The sequence below is a fragment of the Leptospira alstonii serovar Sichuan str. 79601 genome (assembly GCF_000347175.1).
GTDB lineage: Bacteria > Spirochaetota > Leptospiria > Leptospirales > Leptospiraceae > Leptospira > Leptospira alstonii.
The window spans coordinates 50,261-73,229 of record NZ_ANIK01000034.1 but is presented as its reverse complement, the minus strand read 5'-3'; the positions used below and the strand labels follow the sequence as shown (position 1 = coordinate 73,229).

General features: G+C 42.8%; 21 protein-coding genes and 1 tRNA gene. 8 read left to right on the top strand and 14 right to left on the bottom strand.

The window, feature by feature from the left end; genetic code table 11:
- The first annotated feature begins 32 nt into the window (after positions 1 to 32).
- On the top strand, positions 33 to 647 hold the full coding sequence (locus tag LEP1GSC194_RS08155; RefSeq protein ID WP_020773093.1) for a UbiX family flavin prenyltransferase: 615 nt from the start codon (positions 33 to 35) through the stop codon (positions 645 to 647).
- 13 nt (positions 648 to 660) lie between these two features.
- On the opposite strand, the gene LEP1GSC194_RS08150 is transcribed toward LEP1GSC194_RS08155, so the two are convergent.
- The 4 genes from LEP1GSC194_RS08150 to LEP1GSC194_RS08135 are packed head-to-tail and all read right to left on the bottom strand — an operon-like array spanning position 661 to position 3,577.
- Positions 661 to 1,350: a hypothetical protein gene (locus LEP1GSC194_RS08150; protein WP_020773156.1), complete on the bottom strand. Its 690-nt coding sequence runs from the start codon at positions 1,348 to 1,350 to the stop codon at positions 661 to 663.
- A 46-nt stretch (positions 1,351 to 1,396) separates the two neighbouring features.
- On the bottom strand, positions 1,397 to 2,440 hold the full coding sequence (locus tag LEP1GSC194_RS08145) for an Mrp/NBP35 family ATP-binding protein (protein WP_020773140.1): 1,044 nt from the start codon (positions 2,438 to 2,440) through the stop codon (positions 1,397 to 1,399).
- Between the two features lies 1 nt (position 2,441).
- The gene (locus tag LEP1GSC194_RS08140) at positions 2,442 to 3,320 is read right to left on the bottom strand and encodes a metallophosphoesterase family protein (protein WP_020773138.1); all 879 of its coding nucleotides are present in this window, start codon (positions 3,318 to 3,320) and stop codon (positions 2,442 to 2,444) included.
- On the bottom strand, positions 3,317 to 3,577 hold the full coding sequence (locus tag LEP1GSC194_RS08135) for a lipoyl domain-containing protein (protein WP_020773114.1): 261 nt from the start codon (positions 3,575 to 3,577) through the stop codon (positions 3,317 to 3,319). The genes LEP1GSC194_RS08140 and LEP1GSC194_RS08135 overlap by 4 nt, the downstream gene beginning before the upstream one ends.
- Before the next feature lie 67 nt (positions 3,578 to 3,644).
- Between LEP1GSC194_RS08135 and LEP1GSC194_RS08130 the strand changes: the two genes are divergently transcribed.
- Positions 3,645 to 4,475: a hypothetical protein gene (locus tag LEP1GSC194_RS08130; protein WP_020773112.1), complete on the top strand. Its 831-nt coding sequence runs from the start codon at positions 3,645 to 3,647 to the stop codon at positions 4,473 to 4,475.
- A gap of 225 nt (positions 4,476 to 4,700) precedes the next feature.
- On the opposite strand, the gene LEP1GSC194_RS08125 is transcribed toward LEP1GSC194_RS08130, so the two are convergent.
- From LEP1GSC194_RS08125 to LEP1GSC194_RS08090, 8 genes are all read right to left on the bottom strand, one after another.
- Positions 4,701 to 5,564: an Rpn family recombination-promoting nuclease/putative transposase gene (locus LEP1GSC194_RS08125; RefSeq protein WP_020773155.1), complete on the bottom strand. Its 864-nt coding sequence runs from the start codon at positions 5,562 to 5,564 to the stop codon at positions 4,701 to 4,703.
- A 44-nt stretch (positions 5,565 to 5,608) separates the two neighbouring features.
- Positions 5,609 to 7,111, bottom strand: a complete 1,503-nt coding sequence (locus tag LEP1GSC194_RS08120) for a PQQ-dependent sugar dehydrogenase (protein ID WP_020773157.1) — start codon at positions 7,109 to 7,111, stop codon at positions 5,609 to 5,611.
- Between the two features lie 255 nt (positions 7,112 to 7,366).
- Complete coding sequence (gene hslU / locus LEP1GSC194_RS08115) at positions 7,367 to 8,803, bottom strand: ATP-dependent protease ATPase subunit HslU (protein WP_036041785.1); 1,437 nt, start codon at positions 8,801 to 8,803, stop codon at positions 7,367 to 7,369.
- 12 nt (positions 8,804 to 8,815) lie between these two features.
- Entirely contained in the window at positions 8,816 to 9,358 is a 543-nt protein-coding gene (hslV, locus tag LEP1GSC194_RS08110) for an ATP-dependent protease subunit HslV (RefSeq protein WP_017809456.1), read from the bottom strand.
- Positions 9,345 to 10,295, bottom strand: a complete 951-nt coding sequence (xerA, locus tag LEP1GSC194_RS08105; RefSeq protein WP_173644580.1) for a site-specific tyrosine recombinase/integron integrase — start codon at positions 10,293 to 10,295, stop codon at positions 9,345 to 9,347. The genes hslV and xerA overlap by 14 nt, the downstream gene beginning before the upstream one ends.
- An 85-nt stretch (positions 10,296 to 10,380) precedes the next feature.
- A complete protein-coding gene (gene pth, locus LEP1GSC194_RS08100) occupies positions 10,381 to 10,956 on the bottom strand; it encodes an aminoacyl-tRNA hydrolase (RefSeq protein WP_020773117.1) in 576 nt (191 codons plus the stop codon).
- Positions 10,944 to 12,494 carry a (R)-citramalate synthase CimA gene (gene cimA, locus LEP1GSC194_RS08095; RefSeq protein ID WP_020773091.1) on the bottom strand — a complete coding sequence of 517 codons (1,551 nt, stop codon included), beginning with the start codon at positions 12,492 to 12,494 and terminating at the stop codon, positions 10,944 to 10,946. The genes pth and cimA overlap by 13 nt, the downstream gene beginning before the upstream one ends.
- Complete coding sequence (locus LEP1GSC194_RS08090; RefSeq protein ID WP_036041796.1) at positions 12,491 to 12,802, bottom strand: Smr/MutS family protein; 312 nt, start codon at positions 12,800 to 12,802, stop codon at positions 12,491 to 12,493. Before LEP1GSC194_RS08090 ends, cimA begins: the two co-directional genes overlap by 4 nt.
- A 149-nt stretch (positions 12,803 to 12,951) precedes the next feature.
- On the opposite strand from LEP1GSC194_RS08090, the gene LEP1GSC194_RS08085 reads away from it, so the two are divergent.
- Entirely contained in the window at positions 12,952 to 14,511 is a 1,560-nt protein-coding gene (locus tag LEP1GSC194_RS08085; protein WP_020773110.1) for a phosphatase domain-containing protein, read from the top strand.
- Between the two features lie 120 nt (positions 14,512 to 14,631).
- Here the strand turns inward: LEP1GSC194_RS08085 and LEP1GSC194_RS08080 are convergent, their stop codons facing one another.
- Positions 14,632 to 15,273, bottom strand: a complete 642-nt coding sequence (locus LEP1GSC194_RS08080) for a DedA family protein (RefSeq protein WP_020773164.1) — start codon at positions 15,271 to 15,273, stop codon at positions 14,632 to 14,634.
- On the opposite strand from LEP1GSC194_RS08080, the gene LEP1GSC194_RS08075 reads away from it, so the two are divergent.
- Genes LEP1GSC194_RS08075 through LEP1GSC194_RS08060 form a run of 4 tightly spaced genes read left to right on the top strand, consistent with a single transcriptional unit; the run spans position 15,262 to position 18,579 of the window.
- Positions 15,262 to 15,876, top strand: coding sequence for a hypothetical protein (locus LEP1GSC194_RS08075; RefSeq protein WP_051185255.1), 615 nt, complete (start codon positions 15,262 to 15,264; stop codon positions 15,874 to 15,876). The genes LEP1GSC194_RS08080 and LEP1GSC194_RS08075 overlap by 12 nt on opposite strands.
- Positions 15,877 to 15,881: 5 nt before the next feature.
- On the top strand, positions 15,882 to 17,012 hold the full coding sequence (locus tag LEP1GSC194_RS08070; protein ID WP_020773094.1) for an AI-2E family transporter: 1,131 nt from the start codon (positions 15,882 to 15,884) through the stop codon (positions 17,010 to 17,012).
- Positions 17,013 to 17,015: 3 nt separating this feature from the next.
- Positions 17,016 to 18,284, top strand: a complete 1,269-nt coding sequence (gene xseA, locus LEP1GSC194_RS08065) for an exodeoxyribonuclease VII large subunit (RefSeq protein ID WP_020773176.1) — start codon at positions 17,016 to 17,018, stop codon at positions 18,282 to 18,284.
- 1 nt (position 18,285) lies between these two features.
- Positions 18,286 to 18,579 (top strand): exodeoxyribonuclease VII small subunit, encoded by a 294-nt coding sequence (locus tag LEP1GSC194_RS08060; RefSeq protein WP_020773142.1) that lies wholly within the window; start codon positions 18,286 to 18,288, stop codon positions 18,577 to 18,579.
- Between the two features lie 433 nt (positions 18,580 to 19,012).
- Here LEP1GSC194_RS08060 and LEP1GSC194_RS08055 read toward each other — a convergent pair.
- Positions 19,013 to 19,088: transfer RNA gene (locus tag LEP1GSC194_RS08055), tRNA-Asn, on the bottom strand.
- 209 nt (positions 19,089 to 19,297) lie between these two features.
- Here LEP1GSC194_RS08055 and LEP1GSC194_RS08050 point away from each other — a divergent pair.
- The gene (locus tag LEP1GSC194_RS08050; protein ID WP_020773147.1) at positions 19,298 to 22,903 is read left to right on the top strand and encodes a vitamin B12-dependent ribonucleotide reductase; all 3,606 of its coding nucleotides are present in this window, start codon (positions 19,298 to 19,300) and stop codon (positions 22,901 to 22,903) included.
- Positions 22,904 to 22,969 lie beyond the last annotated feature (66 nt).

The window sequence follows — 22,969 nt, the reverse complement described above, 5'->3', positions numbered from 1 at the left end:
GATTCGCTTTCATAAATTTTCCGGAGATAAAAATGAAACTAGTTTTAGGCATGGCGGGAGCCAGCGGTTCCATTTACGCGGAAAGATTTATTAAAGCGCTTTTTACGACCGAAGGAATTACGTTTTTCATCTGCAGTCCGGCGTCACTTCGAGTTTTCAGAGAGGAAATGGAATGTAAGGTTTCTTCTCCAAAGGAACTTTTGGACTTTATCGTTTCCAAATACGAGATTGTAAATACTCGCCACAAATTCGAAATCCGAAATTTTGCGGATATAGGAGCGGACATTGCCTCGGGTTCCAATCCTTGGAAAGCGATGGTGATTCTCCCTTGTTCCATGAAAACGATCGCCTCGATTAACGCGGGTTTGACGGAAAACCTAATCGAAAGAGCCGCCGACGTAACGTTGAAAGAAAGAAGGACGCTTGTGCTCGTTCCAAGAGAAGCCCCTTACAATCGGATTCATCTCAAAAATATGTTGGAACTTCACGATGCCGGCGCGACGATTCTTCCCGCTTCCCCCGGATTTTATCAGATTCCTAAAACACTGGAAGACTTGGGCGATTTTATGAGTGAAAGAGTTTTCAGGCTTTTGGGTATGGAATTGAATCTATACCCTAGATGGAATCCCCGTAATTTCGAAGAATAAGAAATCGTTTTTGTTAAGCGAAGTACTCTATGTCGTGAATCTTTTTCTTGAGAGTCGATGCGTCTTCGTAGTTCTCTTTCGAAATCGCATTGAATTTCTGAAGATAAAGTCCGATCAACTCTTCTCCGGTTTGTCCCGGTAAGGCAAGAGCCTTTTTAAAATTGTCCAAATCGAATTCTGGATGTTTGGTCGAAAAATTTTCCACCAGTTGATCCATTTTGATTAGGGACGCTTCCCTCGCGATTCCCGTGGATCTCCTGATTTTCAGAGAAAGATTTGCAAGCGCGTCCAGATATTCTCTGACACCGCTTTCTTCCTCCGGAAAATTAACCTGTCCCCCGCCTACTTCCCGATTTTTACAGATTTCAACGTATTTGATCACAACGCTGTTGAACTGATCCATTCTTTCCTGGATGTAATCATTGGATGCTTCTTTAGAAGCGGGCATCTCGAAGTCGCGGATTTTAATCACGTCGTATTTTTCTATATTTTCCGAGATTACCTTCTTCAATTCTTCATAACTTTCCAACGACACGGGAGGAAATGTTACGACCGGAAAATTTTCTCCGATTTTTAGAAAACTCACCACCACGTTAGACGCGATTATCTTTCCACCTGGGCTGAGAGGGTTTTCGCCAAAGACGTTGCAATATACGATCAAATTTCCGGTTGGGTTTTTTTCGGATCCCTTTTCAAACTTCAAGGTCCACCTCCCTTCTCTCTATCTACAACAGACTCCAAAGCGGATATTATTCCCACTTTTTTATTTCTTCATTTAAGTTATCGAATATGGTTTTGTAAGCCTGATACACGGGACCCTCTTTATCCTTAAGCACGGAAGGTTTACCGTCTTCTCCTGCGTTCATGATGTCCGTCGTAAGAGGAATGCCACCGAGAAAACGCGCTTCGGAGGATTCGGCCAACTTCCTACCTCCACCCTTACTGAATATGGCAGAAGCATGTCCGCACTTTGGACAAATGAACTCACTCATGTTTTCAACGATTCCGAGAATCGGAACCTTTACTTGAGAGAACATGGCTGAGGCTCTGGTTGCGTCTAGAAGCGCGACCGATTGCGGCGTGGTTACGATCACGGCTCCGTTTAAATCGATCAGCTGCGCGAGTGAAAGTTGAACGTCTCCGGTGCCCGGCGGAAGATCGATGAAAAGATAGTCGAGTTCATCCCAAACGATATCGTATAAAAATTGTTCGATCGCTTTTCCAAGCATCGGACCTCTCCAAACAACGGGTTGCTTTTCATCGATTAAAAAGGAAAACGAAATGAGTTTAAGTCCGTCTTTTTCCAGAGGATAAATTTTATCTTCTTCGGCTCTTAACGCCACTCTTCCGTTGATTCCGAACATCTTTCCGACGGAAGGGCCGTAAATGTCCGCGTCTAAAATCCCGGCCTTGTAACCGAGCGAGGCCGCAATTGCCGCGAGATTGACCGTGACGGTCGACTTACCGACCCCGCCTTTTCCGGAACCGATCGCAATCACATTCTTGACCCCCGGAATTTTATTGGAATCATCGAGAATGAGTTTGGGGTCCACTTCGAATTTAATCTTCACCTTTCCGATTCCATCCAGTTTGGTGAGAGCCTGACGGATCTGTGCTTCAAGACCGATCTGAATCCTTCTATCCTGGTTCGGAGTTTTGAGGAGAATATTCGTTTCCCCTTCTTGGATATCGAGAGAACCGACCATACCGAGGGATACGATGTCCTTCTTAAGTTCTGGATGTTTGATCTTGATCAATTCTCTTTGAATTTTAACCGCTTCGATTGTTGACATTCTATTCCTTTTCCGAATAGGAAACCAGGGGCGCTTCCGTAAACTTAGACCTTTCTATATTGTAAGTATACCTTTGAATTTTTACATTCTGTTTTTGAATTTCCAAAAGATGAAATCCGCTTTCGTGCCTCTTGTCCGGAAGGCGCGTGCTGGAGGCGGAATTCACGACGTAATAAGGCAATTCGCTTCCGGGAAATTTTACCCAGTTCGTATGGACGTGACCGTGTAGATAAACGAGCGGAGGACGTTCCTTCAATAAGGAGGCGATTTCTTCCCGATTTAGCAATTTATGATGTACGGTTTCTTGTCTATCGACCGGGTTCCAAATCGGATGATGGCACACGAGAACGTAGTTTCGGATTTTTTTTTCGGAAAGAAATCTTTTCGTCTGTAAGACAACTTCCGGTTGAATCCTTCCGTAAGCGTTCAGAATCGAAAGGGGGTTATTGGAATCCCAGCCTACGAAGTGCAAACCGCCGATTTTTTTAATGCGAATATAGTGTGCGTTATGCGAAATCGATTCGCCCGAAAGCTCGGAGAAATATTTTTCGTAAAAGGCGTTTTCTCCCACGGACTGTCTCATGTAACGATCGTGGTTTCCAGGAATATAAAAAACCTTCTTCCTGGGGAGTTCGCTTAATATTTTTTCGGCTGTTTTGAATTCCTCTTCGTGAGATACGTTGGTGATATCTCCCGACACGACGATCGCATCCGGATTCGTCTCAAGGATGAAATTTAAGATCGAGTCCCAAACTTTCTTAGGATATTTTTTCCTTCTTCTAAGATTATAATTTAAATATCCTACCAACATCTTTCCCTTCAGTTGAAAGAATGGGACCGAAGTCGGAAAGTGTAAGTCTGAAAGGTGAAGGATTTTCATTCGGATTCGAAAAGTTCTAAGATTCCCAACACATCCCCTTTGCGAACGATCGATCCTTTCTCTTTTATAATTTGCGTTAGCTTTCCTTTCACGGGAGACTCCATGGGGAAACAAGCCTTATCGGTAACGAGTTCTAAAACTTCCTGACCGGGTTCCACCGAATCACCTAACTTCGAATTCCAATAGACGAGTTCGATCTTGTCGGTATCTCCGAGATCCGGTGTGATCAATTCAAAAATGTCGGATTTTGGTTTCATAATTTAAAACAAACTTGCGTAAAAGACTTTGTGCATCAATGATACCTAAAAAACTCGGTGGGGATATATGGCAAACCAGAAAACGGCGCTTAAAGGCAGCGAGATTTTGAAAAATATCGAAGCTCTTAAGAAAAAAAAATTCTTTCACCTTGAACTCAAAGGTCTGACGAAACCCACTCGAGACATCTTGTCCGAATTAGTAAACGGGATTTTATCGGAGATCGGAGCCAACCCATTAGCGGGGTTTCATCTTTTTAGCGGACTTATGGAAGCCCTTCTCAATGCAATCAAGGCAAACATTCGCCATATAATTTTCAGGGACGAACTTCTTAAAAAGTTAGAACAGGGAGAATCCAATTCCCAAGACGCGGAAGAACTTTTGGAAATCATCATGGAAACTTCTCTTCTTAGAGACGCAATGCATCGTTACATCGTTCCTGAGAAAGTAAAAAAACAAGTGCAAAGCGTTCTTTTTCTGGAAGATAAGATTCGTACAAAAAAGAAGGTTCTTACGGAAAGTGAAAAAGCGTTTCTCACCGACGTTCGAGCAAAAATCAAAAAATACAATATGAATATTTCTCTGAAAATTCGTATTACTTCCGAAGAATTGAGTTTTCGGATTCGTAACGATTCTCCCATTCATCATTTGGATTTCCAGAGGATTCAAGAATCCAGACTTAAACACAAAGAACTCTTTGATCGCGGGAATTCCGCGGATTTTTTTCGTCCCGAATTTTTAAACGAGAAAGAAAGCGCGGGTTTCGGAATTGCGATGATTGATGAAGGTTTTTATTCCATCGGCCTGAACCCTCTTGATTTGCTCACGATCACCTCCGGTGCAAGAACGACTACCGTTTACATGAAATATCCGATCGCCGGTTTGAAGATGGAATTTTAAGAGTTTTCTGAAATCTATTTCCCATTCTTTTTTTGACTCTTTACACTTTACAAGCGCTGACTTTTAAGATTATTTATTTCATTAAAAATACTCTTAAATTTTGTGAATTAAAAAATGAGAACACAGGTTTGAAGAAGCGAGAAAATTCTTTTTAAAGTAAAAACTTTATTCGTGATGAACACTTTTACTGAAGTCTGATCTATTTTCTTGGTTATATTATACACATTATATCAGATCCTTTAGATCTTTTTCACTCAAACCTGTGATTCTAAGAACTACATCTAACCTCAAACCTTCTTCCAACATCCTCCGGGCCGATTCAAACTTTTCTTTTTCAATACCTTTTTCAACCCCCTGAAGTTCACCGGCCTCGAAACGAGCCGCTAAGTCATAAGCATAGTCACGATCGGATTTTAACTTTGCTTCCAACTCATTCCGTTTCTGAGGATCATTCGAATATTGTTCTAAAATTGTAAACGCCTTACTTAAATCCGGAGTTTTATCCACTAAGATTTTCATTTCTTCTTCCTCCAACTCAGAAGTATGCTTTAACACATACAGCCAGATTTCTAAATTATTCTTTAAATCCCTTACGTCATTTTTTACGAACTTACCCAGTTCTAAAAAATGAATCTCCACATCATCCGTTAAGATTATATCTGGATTTGACTCTTCTCGAAACTTAAACTTGCTATGAAAATTCTCCGAAGGAATTAGGTCAAAGTCAACTATATTTATCTGATACACCGGCTTCAAATCAGAATACATAGAACCTCGGTTTAACTGGTCCCGAATCAATCCGGAAAGATAATACATACTTCTTTTAATGAATGAACTCTGATGAGCTACTTGGATTTCTACGTGAAATATCTTTCCGTCTTCGTCCTGCGCCCGTATATCTAAATACGAACGTTTGTCGTTTGGAGAAGAACCTACAAGTTCCGGATTCAGAATTTTTATATTTCGAATCGTATGTTCCCTGTCCGGAAATAGAACACTATTTAAAATCGAAATCAGTAATTCCGGTTCCTTTACGAACAAAATCTTAAACATCAAATCATTGGTTAAGGGAAAGAAGTTTTTAGACATCAGCTTGGTTCTTTGTGTTCGGAATTTCTCTTGGTCCTTTTTTTTTACTCCTTAGAACGATCGATTCGATAAATTTTGCCGCTACCGAAGTCGCTCAAGTAAATCTTTCCCGCCGCATCTTTTCCAAAAGAAGAAATTAGAACGGGCCATTTTCCGAGACTATAAACTTTTTTCGCGGGTTGTCCGATCTGATCGGGAAGTTCTAAGGCCCAGATTCTACCCGAAACAAAGTCGGCGAAAACGTATTTTCCGTCCAAATCCGATATTGCTTTATTAGAATATACGTAACCGCCCGTAATCGACTGTCCTTCCTCGCGACCGTACTCGTAAATCGGATCGGTTAAACCTTCCTCCTTACAACTCCGTTTCGGTTCAAAACAATGTGAAGCTTCTTTAATATTCCATCCGTAATTTTTTCCGCGTTCTACGATGTTGATTTCTTCCCAAAGATCCTGTCCTACATCGGCGACGATCAATCTTCCTTTTGGATCAAAGCCGTACCTCCAAGGATTTCTAAAACCGAAAGCGAAGGTTTCGGGCGCGCAACAAACGTCGTTGATAAAGGGGTTGTCCGCGGGTATTTTATACGGTTTTCCGTTTTCCGAAGAATTTACGTCGATACGGAGCATACTTCCTAAAAGTGTTTTCGGATTTTGCCCGTTTTTCTTAGGATCATCCTTCCAACCTCCGTCCCCCCAACCTACGTATAAAAATCCGTCATGCCCGAACGCAAGTTGACCCGCGTTGTGATTCGGATACGGCTGAACCACTTCCATAATAATCCTTTCGGAGATTATTTTAGAATTTGCCAAATCTTTTGGAGAAGAAGCGATCCATTCGCTCACTCGACTCGTATCCTTTCCGTTTACCTTTAGAACGTAATTGAGGTAGAGTTTTCCGTTTTTTGGAAAATCGGGATGGAACGCAAGACCGAGCAGACCTTGTTCGGACTCGGAAAGAACATTCAAAGTCAATAATGTTCCATTTTCGTTTTTACGGACTTTTCCCCAACGAAGCGCGCCTTTTTGTTCTGTAATTAAAAAAGTTTCCGTTTCACCCGGTGGAAACTGAATATCGGTCGGTTGATGAAACCCTGAAGAAACTTCTTCAAGTGAAATCGAAATTCTTTCTTTGGCCGCGTCTTTCCCGGAATAAATCGGTTGTAAAAGACTAGAATTTCCTTCCACTTTATACTTGTCAGGCGCTCCTAAAACTTCCACGAGGGTTTTTTGAATCCATTCGCAACCGTTTGTAAAAATCAAAACGCTCGATAAAAGGATACAAATGGAAATTTTTTTCCAAAGAAATGGAAGTTTTTTCTTTGGATTATAATTTTCGAATCTCTCGAATCGATGAATTCGAGTCTGAAAGGATTTCGCATCTTTATTGAATCGTTTAAAATCGAAGTATAAACGAAAACCTTCGGATCTTTTTTGAATCTGCGGGAAAATATTTCCAAATCTCAAAGAACGAATTAGAATCGAGATCGGATTTTGAATGATACTTGTTTTTATCGTCCTAAAGAACGATTCGATTGTAAAAAACATAACGCCATAGAATTCTTTTTTTCAAAGACGAGTCAAATCAAATCTTAGAACCAAGAGAAAGTGGAATCCAAAAGAAACGATTCGAAAACATTCAGATTCCTAATTTAAGGAAATGGAAACTATTTTTTAACGCGAGTTGGTATAACAAATGCGAAAGCGATTATATGTTGCGGCCGTCGAACTCACGTTAATTACGTATTTTTTGTGAACTCTCTGTATCAAAAGACCTTAAAATCTGAATTTAAGATCGTTCGTTTAAAGAATATATTGGCTCAGATCCTTGTCTTGAATCACATCCTGTAATCGGTCCAAAACGTATTTTCCGTCGATCTTTACCTTTCTTTGACTTTCAGGAAGATCAGGACCTTCAAAACTTACTTCTTCAAGTAAACGTTCCAGGATCGTGTTGAGTCTTCTGGCGCCGATATTCTCGTGTTTCTCGTTCATATCGTATGCAATTCTTGCAATTTCTTGAATGCCATCCGTGGTGAATTCCAATTGAATTCCATCCGTGGAAAGCAAGGCTTCGTACTGTCTTGTAAGAGAAGAACGAGGCGCGGTGAGAATCTTTTCAAAGTCTTGCCTTGAAAGTTTTTCGAGTTCCACGCGAATCGGAAATCTTCCCTGCAACTCCGGAATGAGATCGGAAGGTTTTGTCATGTGAAACGCCCCCGCCGCGATAAAAAGAATGTGATCCGTTTTTACGGGACCGATCTTTGTGTTGACCGTCGCCCCTTCCACGATCGGAAGAAGATCTCTTTGAACTCCTTCTCTGGAAACGTCGGCGCCGCTTTTCCCTTCTCTTCCGGCGATTTTATCGATTTCGTCTAAGAAGATAATTCCCATTTCTTCCACTCTTCGAAGGGCTTCCCTTTGCACCTTATCCGGATCGAGAAGCTTTTCGGCTTCGGATTCTTCCAAAGCTTTGAGAGCTTCGGGGATTTTGAGTTTGCGTTTTTTATTTTTTTTGGGCATCATATCTCCCAAAACATTTTGAAGCTGACTGTCGAGGTCGTCCAAGTTCCCCGCTCCGAAAACTTGAAGCATCGGAATCTGAGACATACTAGGATTCGGAAGATCGAGTTCTACTTCTTGCTCGTCCAACTTTCCGGTTTTTAATTTCTTTCTCATAAACTCTCTGGTTTCAAGAAAATGAGTTTTTCTTTCTTCCTCGTCGGGAAGCGGAGAAGCTGCAAATCCTGTAATTTGTCCGGAGTTATGTTTGTTTTCACTCGGAAACGGAAGCAGAATGTCGAGTAACGCGTCTTCCGCTTTTTGTTTTGCGGTTTCTTCCACCCTCGTTCTGAATTCCTGTTTTACAAGATTCATGGATATGACCGCAAGATCTCGGATCATGGATTCCACGTCTCTTCCGACGTAACCGACTTCGGTGTATTTGGTGGCCTCTACTTTTAAAAAGGGAGCTCCGCAGAGTTTGGAAAGTCTTCTTGCAATTTCCGTTTTTCCTACGCCGGTCGGTCCGATCATGATGATGTTTTTCGGATAAATTTCTTCCCTCATTTCCGGATCCAGTTTTTTACGTCTGGTCCTGTTCCTAAGGGCGACGGCAACCGCTTTCTTCGCGTTTTTCTGACCGATGATATGTTCGTCTAACTTTGTGACGATCTGCCGAGGAGTTAGTTCTTCTTCGATCGGCAGCATAAGGTCCTGGTCTTTGGTGTGATCTGTCATATATTTTTATCTTTAAAGAATTTCTTCTACGGTGATATGATCGTTCGTGTAGATACAGATGTTTGCCGCGATCTTCATGGACGATTCTACGATTTCTCTCGCGGACAAATCCGTATGATCGTAGAGAGCTTTAGCGGCGGCTAACGCATAATTACCGCCGGAGCCGATCGCGATCACACCTTCGTCCGGCGAAATCACGTCTCCGGTTCCGGAAATCAAAAAAGATTCGTCTTGGTCGGCTACGATCAAAAGAGCTTCGAGTCTTCTAAGCATTCGATCCATTCGCCAGTCTCTTGCGAGTTCCACCGCGCTTCTGGAAAGACTTCCTCCAAATTCCTGAACTTTCTTTTCGAAAAGTTCGAACAGAGTGAAGGCGTCTGCGGCGGAGCCCGCAAATCCGGAAAGAATTTTTCCGTCGTAGAGTCTTCTGATCTTTCTCGCGCTGTTTTTCATGACGGTGTTTCCCATAGAAACCTGACCGTCTCCTCCGATGGCTACTTTTCCGTTTTTTCGTACGCAAAGAATGGTAGTGGAACGAATCTTATTTTCTGGCATGTGGATGAGCCCTTCTATAAACCTCTTTGATTTTTTCCTTACTCACGCTCAAATAGATCTGAGTTGTGGAAAGAGAAGAATGTCCGAGCAATTCCTGCACCGCCCTGATTTCGGCTCCCGCATCGAGGAGATCGGTCGCAAAGGTGTGTCTGAATTTATGGGGTGTAATCGTTTTTTCCCAACCCATTTTTTTTCTTCTTTCATTCAAAATATAACGAACGCCCCGAGTCGTCAGTTTCTTTCCTTTTTGATTCAGAAAAATTTCCTCTTCGTCCGGGAAAAAACCGTTTCTATATTCCAAATATTTTTGCAAAGAATCCACGGCTTCTTTTCCCAAATATACGAATCTTTCTTTTTGTCCTTTTCCGAGAACTTTAAGAATCGTTAAATCCTTGGAAAGGGCGCCGAGTTTTGCGTTTACGAGCTCGAATACGCGTAAACCGGAAGAATATAAAACTTCGATCATGGCCCTGTCTCGTATCTCGGAAACTTCCGAACTTTTTTCCGCTTCGAATTCCAGGATGTCTTCGGTTTCGATGATTCTGAAATTTTTAGGAACGTCCCTTCTGACTTTCGGAAAACTGATCTGAGTCGCAGGATTGGATAAGACCAGATCGTCTCGGAGAAGAACCTTGTAAAAGGTTCTGAGAGAGGATAACTTTCTACTTTGAGACCTTCGGTCGAGTTCGTGTTGTTTTGCGAGGTAGGCAAAGTAAGATCGAATGTCCACGGGTTCGATCTGAAAAATATCCAGTTGTTCCTTTTCGCAAAACTCGAAGAAGAATTTCAAATCGATACTGTAAGCGTTGATCGTATTCAGAGAATAATTCTTTTCGATTTTTAAGTAGTTTATGAATTTCTCAGCCGCTTTGTTTAGCGACTCGGAAGTAAATTCGGGAAATTGGAAAGGATAGTCGCCCAATGGAAATCTCCGTATATATTTTCAAAACGTCAAAGATTCTTCTTTGCACGGATCGCGTTTCCGCCATTTCGCAAATTTTACGAAAATGTCAACGCCCGTCTTACTGAGTATCGGAGAGTTTCCGAAATCCGTTTTTTCTTTCTCGGATCCAATCGGAGATTTTTTGCACGGATATTTTGACTAACTCCGGGATTTTTTCCCTTTCTTCCGGAAGAAAATTAGAAAGTACATAGTCCGGAACTTCCGAGGTTATGGAAGGTTTTCCGACTCCGAACCGCAAACGAAAGAATGTGTTGGTTCCTAGTTTTTCCACGATGTTTCTGAGTCCGTTATGACCGGCGTGACCGCCTCCGCCTTTGAGTTTCAATTTTCCGAATTCAAAGTCGATCTCGTCGTGAATGACTAAAATGTTCTCGGGAGGAATTCCGTTTTTTTTTGCGATTTCGGCGACGGCCTTTCCGGAAAGATTCATAAACTCAAGGGGTTTTAGATAAAAAATCGTAACCGCGTCCTCGTCGGTCCTCGCGAGGGAATATTTAGAATTACTCTGATAATGTCCCCCGGAAGAAAAATTTAAAAACGAATCTAAAATCACAAAACCGATGTTATGCCGGTTATGTGTATACTTTTGGCCGGGATTTCCGATTCCCACCAATAAAAGTTTTAAGTTTGCCATGGTTGGAGAATCTGATTGAGCATCTTTTCGGTCGCGTGTACCGCTGCAATCGTTTGATCCGGATGAACTCCCATCGTTTTGAAAGTAAGATCTTCGTCTAAGTCCGGAGATTTATTCCAAGTAATCATCGTTTCCACAAGAGCGTCGGTTTTTCCTCCCGGAGGAATCCGAACCTCATAATCTACGAGTTTCGGAATGCCGATTCCGAGTTGATTCGTGATTTTTGTAAGAGCGTTCATAAACGCATCGTAACCCCCGTCTCCTTCGGAAATTTCTTTGTGAACCTTTCCCTGGTATTCGAGTTCGATCTGAGCGTGGGGACGAATTCCGATTCCGGAATGAATATTACAAGATTTGATAGTAATTACTTTTTCACCGGTTCTTCCCGATACGTCCGCGATGATAAACGGAAGGTCTTCCGGAGTTACGAGTTTATTCTGATCTCCGAGTTCGATCACCCTTTGTAATACTTTCTGAAGAACCGAGTCGCTTAACACCATCCCGAGTTGTTTTACGTTTTCGGAAATACTCGCTTTGCCCGCAAGTTTGCCGAGCGCATAACTTCTTTTTCTACCGAAACGTTCGGGCAAAATCGGATTCGCGTAGAGATTTCCTTTTTTGTCTCCGTCCGCGTGAACACCCGCGGTTTGAGTGAACACGTCTTCGCCTACGATCGGTCTATTCGCGGAGATTCTTTTTCCGCTGAACACTTCCACGAGGCGACTCGCTTCCGTAATCGAAAGTTCGTTTACATTCGTCTTTGTTTCGGACTTATCGTGGATCGCCGTGACGAGCGCTTCCAAAGGAGTGTTTCCGGCTCTTTCTCCGAGCCCGTTCATGGAAGCGTGTAAACCCTTTACTCCCGCACGAATCGCTTGTAAACTGTTTGCTACGGAAAGATCGTAGTCGTTATGTCCGTGAAACTCAAAATGAAGATTCGGATATTTTTGAACGAGGTCGTCCACTCCTTGAAACGTTTCCTCGGGAGAAAGAACGCCTAACGTGTCCGGAAGGAAAATTCTTTCTATATGTTCCTTGCTTAGATGTTCCACAAGGGCCGCAACGTAATCGGGGCTGTTTCTAAATCCGTTGGACCAGTCTTCGAGATATACGTTTATCTTAAGTCCGTTTTTGATCGCGTATTCGATGACAAAGGAAACGTCCGTAAAAAATTCTTTCGGAGTTTTGTTTAGCTGTTTTTCAAGGTGATGTAGAGAACCTTTGGTGAGAAGATTTAGAACCTTGGCTCCGCTGTCTCGGATCCAATTTACGGTTTTATTTCCGTCCACGAATCCGAGAATTTCGATTCGATCCGTAAGTTTTTCGGTCTCGGCCCATTCTATGATTTTTTGGACCGTTTCAAATTCTCCCTTGGAAACCCTCGCGGATGCGATCTCGACCCGATCCACATTGAGTTTTTGTAATAAGAATTTTGCAATATTCAGTTTTTCGGAAGTAGAAAAACTGACACCTCTCGTTTGTTCTCCGTCTCTCAGTGTTACGTCTAAAATTTCCAACGAAGTTTTTATTTCTGTCATCTGAGATACCTTTTGAGAGTGTTCTTATCCGGGCCTAATACTTCCACCAAGGTGGAACCCGGATTGGAAATTCCATACCGGGAATAATCGACTTCCTTTAAAAAATCGTGGGACCCGATCGTATCCATCGTTAATTTTTTGAGGATTCCTTCTCCGATTCCATGAATGATTTCGACTAGAGTTTCTCCGGCCAAAAAGGCTTCCTGAATTTCCCTTTCGAGTTTCTCTTGGGCCTCTTCGAACCTGAGCTTTCGGATATAAATCGTTTTCGCTCCCGAATATCCAGATTTGACGGAATTTTTTTTCATACGATCCGGGTTCTCTTCTTCGTACCAGTGTTTTTTCATTCGGGAGTACAGAAAACAAAGAATTTCATTTTTTATGCTTTCACTCTCCGAACGATTCGGTACAATTTTCAATCCATCCATTCTATCAAAAATAGGCAGGTTCTAAAACCTTGAGCGAACAACCAGAATCCAAAACGGAAGCGGCAAAGTTAGTGGATAAAAAAAGAATCGCGATCTGCGGCGGGACTCTCGGACGTGAAAATCGTTATTACGTTCGGGGTCAGGTTGTGGACGTTGCAATCACCGAGGAAATGAGGGACGATTCCCGCTGGGATTTGACGAACGGTCTTTTTGAAGGTCAGGAAAACGAGATCACTCCGTTTTTGGATTACGGATTGGAACCGGTTCGAAAGCCGATCTTAGTCGCAGAAATCTGGGACGAATCCGATAACTTGGTACATCAATCCCCGGAAATCAAAGGTGACGACGGAGGATTTTTCTTTCATGAGTTTACGAAACCTCTCCAGCCCGGCAAGTATACGTTTCAAATTCAATTTCGAAAACCGGATTCGTACAGACAGTTTACAAAAGACATCGCCTACTTAAATCAAAAAGGAAAGAGTGAAATTTCCGGTCATACTCTGATCGGAAAGGGAAAACTCAGAATTCTTTCCGAAAACTTCGACGGTTATGTGACAACTTCGGACATAGACCAGACGTATCTCGCCACGGACATTCATTCCAATAAGGGAAAACTTTCCACGTTATTCGAAACACCCCAACAAAAACTTCCGCTCCCGGGAATGCCCGCACTTTATCGAGAGATTCGGACGGCGACGAACGACTCCCCGCTTTGTTTTATCTCCGCAAGTCCTCATTTTTTTAGAAGAACGTTGCTCACCACGATCCGAAGTCATTCCATCGTAACCGAATCTTTACATCTCAAATATCTGGAAGGAACGATCAAAGGAATCGTGGAAAAGTTTTGGAATTCGGTGACTCATCCCGCTAAGTTTATTACGGATGGAATTTTGGGATCCGTGGAAAGAATCCGTAAATTTGCGGGGGCTTCGTTTCAAAGTTTGTTTGATCAGATGAGTTACAAACTTACGATCTTACTCCGGGACAGATTGTATCTTCCCACAAACGCAAAAGAAATTTTGATCGGGGACAATACCGAAAGCGATTATCTGATTTTCATTCTTTATCAATACATTCTCTGCGGTAAGATGCACGGACAAAATTTGGAAGAATATCTATATCACCTAAACTTTTTAGGAAGAGATGCGATCACAAGAGACGCCGCAAAAACGATTCAAGAACTCGGAGAGGAAAACCGTAAAATTCACGGAGACGTAAATTCGGTTTCTTTAGTTCTCATTAATAAAACGGCCCACGGACCCGACGAGGAGGAAATGCACTGGAACGTACAAAGCGCACTTCCGGCGGGAATCGATCCTTTCCAACAAAAAGAGATTCATCCTTACATTCTCACGGAAGGAGCGCCGGGATTTGCGGTAGTACTTCAAGATAATGGAATATTAGATACTTCTGCTGTATTTCGGATCGTGGCCGAAATGGCGGGAGAATGGATGGAAGGTCACGTGATCGATCCGCAGGCTTTGATGGATTGGATTCGAAACCTGACTCTTCCCGGAGATTATCAGGATGAAAAGGATCTGATTTTGGAAGGACTCAAAAAAGCGCTGGAAAAGGAGGAAATTTCTTAAGATTTAAGATCCGTATAAAAGAACGCATAACGCGTATTTGTTGAGAAAGGATTCTTCCCGTTCGTTTAAGGTTTTACGGAAAAGATCATAAGAATTTTTTTGATCGTTTGTCAAAGGAGGTTACGAATTTTGTTTTACGGCCTTTTGCCTTCGATGCCAAAAAAACAAAATCGCAACAATAACCGCTAGAGTAATGATGATTCTATTATAAATTTCTAAAAAAACCAAAACGTTTTCCCAGTGAGAACCCAGATAAAAACCGGAAACGATTAAAACTCCGCACCAAAGAACGACGGCCGCGCTAAAACATCCGAAAAAAAGAATCGGATTCATCTTTACCATTCCCGCGACGATCGAAACAAAAAATCGAATCCCGGCCGAAAACCGGCTGAACAAAACGACCAAGATGGAATTCTTTCGAAACCAAGAGAGGGTCTTTTCGATGGATTCCGGATCGTATAAAGAATCCTTAAACGGAAATTCTTTTTCTTTGACCCAATGCAGAAAAATTTGTCCGAAACGATACATGATCCAGGCGCCGAATACGTTTCCCACCAAGGTGCTCGTGATCAATTCGGTCCAGCCGAATGAATTTAGATTTCTCGCCACGAGAAAACCCCCGAACACTGTGATCGTATCTCCGGGCCAAGGCGGAAAAACGTTTTCCGCAAAATTGGAAAACGCGAAAAAGAGCCAGAGGAAGATCGGGTCCGTTTCGGAAAGGCGGCTGAGGATTTGGATCAGAGTTTCCTGAAAAGTCATGAAGTTAGAATAAAAGAATTGTCAGTGATCCAGCGTAGCGTTCAAGTAAAAAAAGTGAACCCTAATCTCTTTTCATCTTTGAACCGTTCGACCGGAAAATTTCTTTTCGCGAAAAAAGAGAAAATTTTCCATCCGACTTCCCTAAACATTTGGAGAACCTGCCTTATCTTAGTTTTTTGGTTTTCCGTTTTTAACGCGCCCGCATTTGCGGAAGCCGAAAGTTCTAAAAAAACGGAACTTTATCGTTACAATAAACTTACGTTACAGAACAACCCGGTTCGAAATCCAAGATCGCTTCCGATCGAATTCGTTCCGGAGGGTTCCGATCTGATCTATTCCACCGAACTCAAATCCGAACGAGGTTACTTCGAGACGAGGGAATCTTTTCTTCTGTTTACGCACGCGTTTAAAAAAAAGCAGATGGAAGTATATTACGATTCTATTTTTAAATCCCTCTATTGGAAGGTTTTGCAGGAAGAGATTACGGATACGAAAACCGTGATTATGGTGGAAAGCCAAAATAAAAAGGTCGTAACGATTCAAATCGAAGCCGTGGACAACGGAAGTAAGATCAAACTTTTTTATAAAAATTCGGGAAGTTGAAAGTTATGATCGAACCGATTCATATCAACCCGGAACCCGGAAAATATACGTTCCTCGTTTTTTTTTCCATCTTATTCGTACTTGCGATCGGAGTTTTCTTTTTGGTTTTTAGACCCTATCTCTATTCTTCTCTGATGGCGTTGATCTTGTATTTGGCCACACGAAGACCGCATAAGCTTTTAAAAGGATATTTTGGGGAGAATTTTCAGTGGCTCGTTCCGTGGATTATGATTTCTCTCGTGTCTATGATCGTCCTTGTTCCGTCCTATTTCGTAATCCGTACTTTGATCGGAGAGGCGCTTTCCATTCTTTTTAAATTGAGAATTTCGTTAAGCGAAGACAAGATTATCGAAACCCTGATGAACTTCGCGATGCTTACCGATTTTATCACGGACAGCGAATTCTTTTGGGTAAAGGTCCCCGAAATTTACGGAGAATTTGCGGAAAACTACGTGGATATTCTAAACTTGGACAGCATCTACGGAATTCTCAGCAACGCGTCCTCTTTTATCCTAGGAAACATAGAATTGCCGACCGGAATTCTTATGAATCTTTTCTTCGCGCTATTGGTGTTGTTCTTTCTCTATCAAGACGGAAAAAAAGTGGAACGATTCATTTTGGACAACCTTCCCTTTTCCAAGCAGTTGGAAGAACAAGTCGGAAGAAAACTAACTTCCGCGGTTCAAACCGTAATTCGGGGAAATCTAATCATATCGATTCTGCAAGGAGCGGCGATTTATATTCTTCTTTTGATCGCGGGAATTTCGAGTCCGTTCTTATACGCGAGTTTGGCCGCGTTCTTTTCCATCATCCCGGTTGTCGGGACTTCCGTGGTTTGGCTTCCGATCGGACTTTACATTCTCTTTTTGGAAAACAATCCGATGATGGCCGTCTTTTTTATGGGAAGCGGACTTTTCTTTTATATCGTTCTGGAAAATTTCGTAAAACCGAGAATGTTGGATAAAAAACTACAGGTACATCCCCTATTGATCTTTCTGTCGTTGATCGGAGGAATCAAAGAATTCGGAATTATGGGATTGGTCGTTGGTCCGGTCACGGTCACGTTAGTCGTCATTCTATGGGATTTTTGGAAACTCTATCGCCGGGAATTGATTTTGAACAAGGGACATCGATAAACGTTGGAAGATTCCAAACCTCTTTCCGTTTCGGAAGTTACGAGGATTCTCAAGAACCTGATCGCCGGATCCAAGGATTTAAAAAATATCTGGGTCCGAGGAGAAATTTCCAATTACAGCAAGGCGAGTTCGGGGCATATTTACTTTTCTCTCAAAGATTCCAATTCGCTCATTCGATGCACCTTTTTCAACTACGCGAATAAGAATTATTCCGGAAAACCGCTCTCCGACGGAAAAGAAATCCAGGTCTATGGAACGATCACACTCTACGAGGCGGGAGGTTCTTACAATCTCAACGTAACCCGAGTGGAAGAATTGGGACAGGGAGATATTCTCCTCCAAATCGAAAGACTCAAACAAAAACTTGCCTCTGAGGGAATTTTTGATCCGGAAAAAAAAAGAAGAATTCCTTCCTTTCCCAAAACGCTCGGAATCGCGACCTCTCCTTCCGGCGCGGCGATCGAAGACATCATCAAAATAGCCCGTTCCCGTTTTCCGGGGATCAACATTCTCATCGCGCCTTGTGTCGTTCAAGGTGAGGAAGCGCCGAATTCTATCGTTGCAGCCATCGAAGAACTGAATCGCCCCGATTGGGAAGTCGACGTGATCATCGCGGGACGAGGAGGAGGAAGTTTCGAGGATCTGATGGCGTTTAACGACGAGAAGGTGGTACGAGCCTACGCAAATTCGAGGGTTCCGATCATTTCCGCGGTGGGCCACCAAACCGACGTTTTGTTAAGCGACTTTGCGGCGGATTATTTTACTCCGACTCCTACGGCGGCGGCTGAATACGCGGTTCCCAAAGAAGAAGACGTGCTTCAATTCTTATCCCAATTGGAAGGAAGGCTTAAAACCTCCCTACTTGCAAGAGTTTCTTCCAGCAAGGACAAACTCAGGCTTTTGTCCGGAAAGTTTATTTTTAAGGAACCGATGCAACTTCTCAATCAGAGAAACCAGAGAGTGGATGAAATCGGAATCCGATTGCAAAAGGCGTTATCCAACAAACTGGATCTGGCACGCGTTCGATTGGAACGATACGATAATCTTACATCCAGAATTCAGAATATTCTTTTCCATAAAAAACAAAAGGCGGAATTTTGGACCACAAAGGTGGAGGATCTGTCTCCTGCGGCCACGATGAAACGGGGATATTCGATCCTTAGAAACGAAAAGGGAAAAATCATACGATCTCCGGACGAAACAAAACCGGAAGAAGAATTGCAAGTTTTACTTTCGGGCGGAACGATGCAAGTGATCAGAAAAGGAAAATAAGATGGCGGAAGCAAAATCAAAAATTTCATTCGAAGACGCTCTGATGGAGCTCGAACAGATCGCCGAAAAACTGGAACGTCAGGATTTCAGTTTGGAAGAATCTCTCAAGGCTTATGAAAGAGGAATGGAACTCAAAAAAATCTGTCAGGGAATTTTAGATACCGCAGAAGGAAAGATAGAAGCCCTTACCAAAGACGAATCCAAAAAGACGAACAAAACCGGTTTTCGCGGAGAATCCAAAACAGCTCCTGAAACAAAAAATGCTCCTTTAATCGATACGGAAGATCTGTTTTAAGTATATCAGCGAAAACTTTAGAGTTGTTGAAAAATTTCGTGTGGAGATCAACAAAATTGTTTCAATCGACCATTTCAATAAAACGGAAACAGATGGAGAATTAATTTTTCAACAACTCTTTTGAAGTCAACGATTCGAATCTGCCATGAATCTGGGTTCGATATTCGGATAGGACGCCTACCGATCTACATTTTATAAACGGAATATTCTTTTTTTAGAATGTTCTGTGCCGTTTTTTCGATTTATACGATTCAACTCGGGTATGAAAACCGGATTCCAATGGACTTCCGAGAAAATTCTTCGAATTTTTGGAATCGTTTTTGAAAAAACACTAAACAAAAAGGGGGTTTTTTAAAAACGAAACGAAGAGTGGTCCGTCTAAAAAGAACCAAAAGAAAGGAAAAACGGAATTTAGGCCGAAAAGACAAAAAGTTGGCTCCCCCTGCTGGGCTCGAACCAGCGACCCAGTGATTAACAGTCACTTGCTCTACCGACTGAGCTAAAGGGGAGTATCCTCGGTAGTCAGGCCTATATTTTCAAAAAGGGGTACGGACGCAATCTCAATTTGTCTCATTGCGACGTCTTTTTCCAACTTTTTAAAGGAAAAATTTTGAACCTTTGAAAGAGGAAGAGTGAAAAAAGCTTTGGATCATTTTTCCTCTCTCTTAGAGTGACATAATCCCTTCTTACCAGTGTTATGGAGTCAGAGAAAAAATTTATGAAGATAAATCGACATTTTACCGTTCCCCAAAACGGAAAATCGTCCACAGTTCGGTGGGCAAAACGAAATTCCAGAATTACCAATCCGGACGGATCCAAAGTTTTCGAGTCAAATGATATCCTCGTTCCGGAAGATTGGTCTCAGGTTGCCGTCGATATTTTGGCGCAGAAATATTTCCGAAGAAAAGGTGTTCCCAAGTATCTCAAAAAAGTGCAAGAAGACGAAATTCCGGAATGGCTGCAAAAATCGATTCCCGATACGGAAAAATTGGAATCTCTAAAACCGGAAGATCGTTTCGCAGGAGAAACTAGCGCACTTCAAGTTTTTCATAGACTCGCCGGTTGTTGGACTTATTGGGGATACAAATATAAATACTTCTCCGATGAGGAAAGCGCAAAGGTTTTCTATGATGAAATCGTATATATGCTCGCGACTCAAATGGCGGCTCCGAATTCTCCGCAATGGTTTAACACCGGTTTAAACTGGGCGTATGGAATCGACGGAAAATCCCAAGGCCACTATTACGTGGACCCCGCCACCGGTAAACTTGTCAAATCCGCTTCCGCGTATGAACACCCTCAACCCCACGCTTGTTTTATCCAAAGTGTGGACGACGATCTCGTCAATGACGGCGGTATCATGGATCTTTGGGTGCGGGAAGCTCGTCTTTTTAAATACGGTTCCGGAACCGGAACCAACTTCTCCAATCTCAGAGGAGAAAACGAACCTCTTTCCGGAGGAGGAAAAAGTTCCGGTCTGATGAGTTTCTTAAAGATCGGTGACCGCGCCGCCGGTGCGATTAAGTCCGGCGGAACAACCCGCCGCGCCGCTAAGATGGTTTGTCTGGATGTGGATCATCCGGATATCGAAAGTTTTATCGATTGGAAAGTGACCGAAGAAAAGAAGGTCGCTTCTCTCGTAACCGGTTCCATGTTGAACAACCGTCATCTCAATGCGATTATATCCGCTTGTTATGAAATGGAAGGAGAGGATCGTTTCGAACCGAAAAAAAACTCCGCGTTAAAGAAAACCATTTTAGAAGCGAAGAAAGTTCTGATTCCGGACAACTACATCAAACGTGTGATCGACCTTGCCAAACAAGGATACAAGGAAATTCTTTTTGAAGAATTGACCACCGATTGGCAGTCGGACGCTTACAATACCGTATCCGGTCAGAACAGCAATAACTCCGTTCGTTTGACGAACGAATTCATGACCGCGGTGGAACAAGATCAACCTTGGAATCTATATTTTAGAACCGAAAAGGAAAAGGCAAAATCGGAAGGACGTAAGGCGAAACCTTCCCAAACTCTCCGAGCCAGAGAACTCTGGGAAAAAATTTCCTATGCGGCTTGGGCAAGCGCGGATCCGGGAACTCAATATCATACCACCATCAACGAATGGCATACTTGTCCGGAAGACGGCTCGATCAACGCATCGAACCCCTGCTCCGAATATATGTTTTTGGATAACACGGCTTGTAACCTCGCGTCCGCGAACTTGCAAAAATTTGTGAACCTCGAAACGTTGAACTTCGACGTAGAGGGTTTCCGTTATCTCTGTAGACTCTGGACCATCATTCTTGAAATCTCAGTGACTATGGCTCAGTTCCCTTCCAAGGAAATCGCCGAACTCTCTTATAAATTCCGCACGTTAGGACTGGGCTATGCGAACCTCGGCTCCATTTTGATGATTCTCGGAATTCCTTACGATTCCCAAGAAGCGATGGCGATTACAGGTGCAATCTCTTCTATCATGCATATGACCGCATACGCTACATCCGCGGAAATGGCGAAAGAACAAGGTCCGTTCGCGGGTTACGAAAAGAATAAAAACCATATGCTTCGCGTGGTCCGTAATCACCGAAGAGCTGCGTACAACGCGCCTTCCGGAGACTACGAAGGTTTAACCATCACTCCCGTCGGAATCAATCCTGCGTTCTGCCCTTCTTATATGCTCAAGGCAGCGCAAGAAGATTCGGACTTGGCGCTTTCTCTCGGTGAAAAATACGGATTTAGAAACGCACAGGTTACGGTGATCGCGCCGACGGGAACCATCGGACTTGTGATGGATTGTGATACAACGGGGATCGAACCCGACTTCGCCCTTGTGAAGTTCAAAAAACTGGCGGGCGGCGGTTATTTCAAAATCATCAACCAATCCGTTCCTTTCGGTCTAAAAAAACTAGGTTATTCTCCTTCTGAAATCGAAGCGATCGTAAATTATTGTAAAGGTTACGCGACTTTGAATGGGGCGCCCGTAATCAATACACAAACCCTAAAGGAAAAAGGTTTTACAAACGAAATTCTTGAAAAAGTGGAAGCCTCTCTTCCTCTTGCATTCGATATCAACTTCGCATTCAATAAGTTTAATTTGGGAGAAAACTTCCTAACTAAAAACTTAGGAATAGCCAAGGATGTTTACGACACTCCCGGCTTTTCTCTTTTGGAGCACCTCGGTTTTACCAAAGAAGATATCAACAAAGCGAACGATTACGTTTGTGGGACGATGACGATCGAAAACGCTCCTTTCTTGAAGGAAAAGAATTATCCGGTTTTTGACTGCGCGAACAAATGCGGAAAGTACGGAAAGAGATTCCTCTCTTACGAATCTCATATTCGCACAATGGCGGCGGCTCAACCTTTTATCAGTGGTGCGATCTCCAAAACCATCAACCTACCCGAAGACGCGGTTGTGGAAGATATCAAAAACGCATACTTCCTCTCTTGGAAAATGATGATCAAAGCAAACGCTCTTTATAGAGACGGATCCAAACTTTCCCAACCGCTTAATTCCGTATTAGAACTTTTGAATGGAATCGAAGTGGACGATCAGGAAGAAGTCAGAGAAGCGATGATTTCCAGAGATCCGGTTCAGATCGCGGAAAAGGTGATCACAAAATATATTTCTCATCGTAGAAAACTCCCGAGCAGAAGAGCGGGATATACTCAGAAAGCGATCGTAGGCGGTCACAAGGTTTATTTAAGAACCGGCGAGTACGAAGACGGTCAGATCGGAGAAATTTTTATCGATATGCACAAGGAAGGAGCCGCCTTTAGAAGTTTGATGAACGCGTTTGCGATCTCCGTTTCTCTAGGATTACAACACGGAGTTCCTTTGGAAGAATACGTGGACGCGTTTACCTTCTTCAAGTTTGAGCCTAATGGAATCGTTTCCGGAAACAAACATATTAAGATGAGTACTTCCGTAATCGATTATATCTTTAGAGAATTGGCGATTACTTACCTCGGAAGATATGATCTTGGACAGGTAGCTCCGGAAGACTTAAGAGGCGACGAAATCGGTTCCAAACGCGCGACAGCGGAATCGAACGGCCTTGAAAAGGAAACGGTCGGCCCGACGGCAACGATCGCGGAACCCGCTCCGAAAAAGGAAGTGGAAACGATTTCCTATTCTCAAATGATTTCCAAAGAAAGACCCACGTCCCCTCCTACGGGAATCGCCCTTTTGGAAGAAGTCAAACTCGCAAGGATCAAAGGTTATACCGGCGATTCTTGTTCCGAGTGTGGATCTTTTGAGATGGTGCGTAACGGATCTTGTCTGAAGTGTATGTCCTGCGGATCCACCACGGGATGTTCTTGATCGGATAAGATAAAACGAAAAACAATTCTTCTCTGAGATTCTGAATCGGGATTTCGAGTGAGTTTT

What these genes read in the sequence shown, in the direction of transcription:
- LEP1GSC194_RS08080 (WP_020773164.1), bottom strand. Translation starts at nt 15,273, where the DNA reads ATGACTTTTCAGGAAACTCTGATCCAAATCCTCAGCCGCCTTTCCGAA.
- hslV (WP_017809456.1), bottom strand. Translation starts at nt 9,358, where the DNA reads ATGCCAGAAAATAAGATTCGTTCCACTACCATTCTTTGCGTACGAAAA.
- pth (WP_020773117.1), bottom strand. Translation starts at nt 10,956, where the DNA reads ATGGCAAACTTAAAACTTTTATTGGTGGGAATCGGAAATCCCGGCCAA.
- LEP1GSC194_RS08135 (WP_020773114.1), bottom strand. Translation starts at nt 3,577, where the DNA reads ATGAAACCAAAATCCGACATTTTTGAATTGATCACACCGGATCTCGGA.
- hslU (WP_036041785.1), bottom strand. Translation starts at nt 8,803, where the DNA reads ATGACAGATCACACCAAAGACCAGGACCTTATGCTGCCGATCGAAGAA.
- LEP1GSC194_RS08070 (WP_020773094.1), top strand. Translation starts at nt 15,882, where the DNA reads ATGATCGAACCGATTCATATCAACCCGGAACCCGGAAAATATACGTTC.
- LEP1GSC194_RS08090 (WP_036041796.1), bottom strand. Translation starts at nt 12,802, where the DNA reads ATGAAAAAAAATTCCGTCAAATCTGGATATTCGGGAGCGAAAACGATT.
- cimA (WP_020773091.1), bottom strand. Translation starts at nt 12,494, where the DNA reads ATGACAGAAATAAAAACTTCGTTGGAAATTTTAGACGTAACACTGAGA.
- LEP1GSC194_RS08130 (WP_020773112.1), top strand. Translation starts at nt 3,645, where the DNA reads ATGGCAAACCAGAAAACGGCGCTTAAAGGCAGCGAGATTTTGAAAAAT.
- LEP1GSC194_RS08125 (WP_020773155.1), bottom strand. Translation starts at nt 5,564, where the DNA reads ATGTCTAAAAACTTCTTTCCCTTAACCAATGATTTGATGTTTAAGATT.
- LEP1GSC194_RS08060 (WP_020773142.1), top strand. Translation starts at nt 18,286, where the DNA reads ATGGCGGAAGCAAAATCAAAAATTTCATTCGAAGACGCTCTGATGGAG.
- LEP1GSC194_RS08120 (WP_020773157.1), bottom strand. Translation starts at nt 7,111, where the DNA reads ATGTTTTTTACAATCGAATCGTTCTTTAGGACGATAAAAACAAGTATC.
- LEP1GSC194_RS08145 (WP_020773140.1), bottom strand. Translation starts at nt 2,440, where the DNA reads ATGTCAACAATCGAAGCGGTTAAAATTCAAAGAGAATTGATCAAGATC.
- LEP1GSC194_RS08140 (WP_020773138.1), bottom strand. Translation starts at nt 3,320, where the DNA reads ATGAAAATCCTTCACCTTTCAGACTTACACTTTCCGACTTCGGTCCCA.
- LEP1GSC194_RS08050 (WP_020773147.1), top strand. Translation starts at nt 19,298, where the DNA reads ATGAAGATAAATCGACATTTTACCGTTCCCCAAAACGGAAAATCGTCC.
- LEP1GSC194_RS08155 (WP_020773093.1), top strand. Translation starts at nt 33, where the DNA reads ATGAAACTAGTTTTAGGCATGGCGGGAGCCAGCGGTTCCATTTACGCG.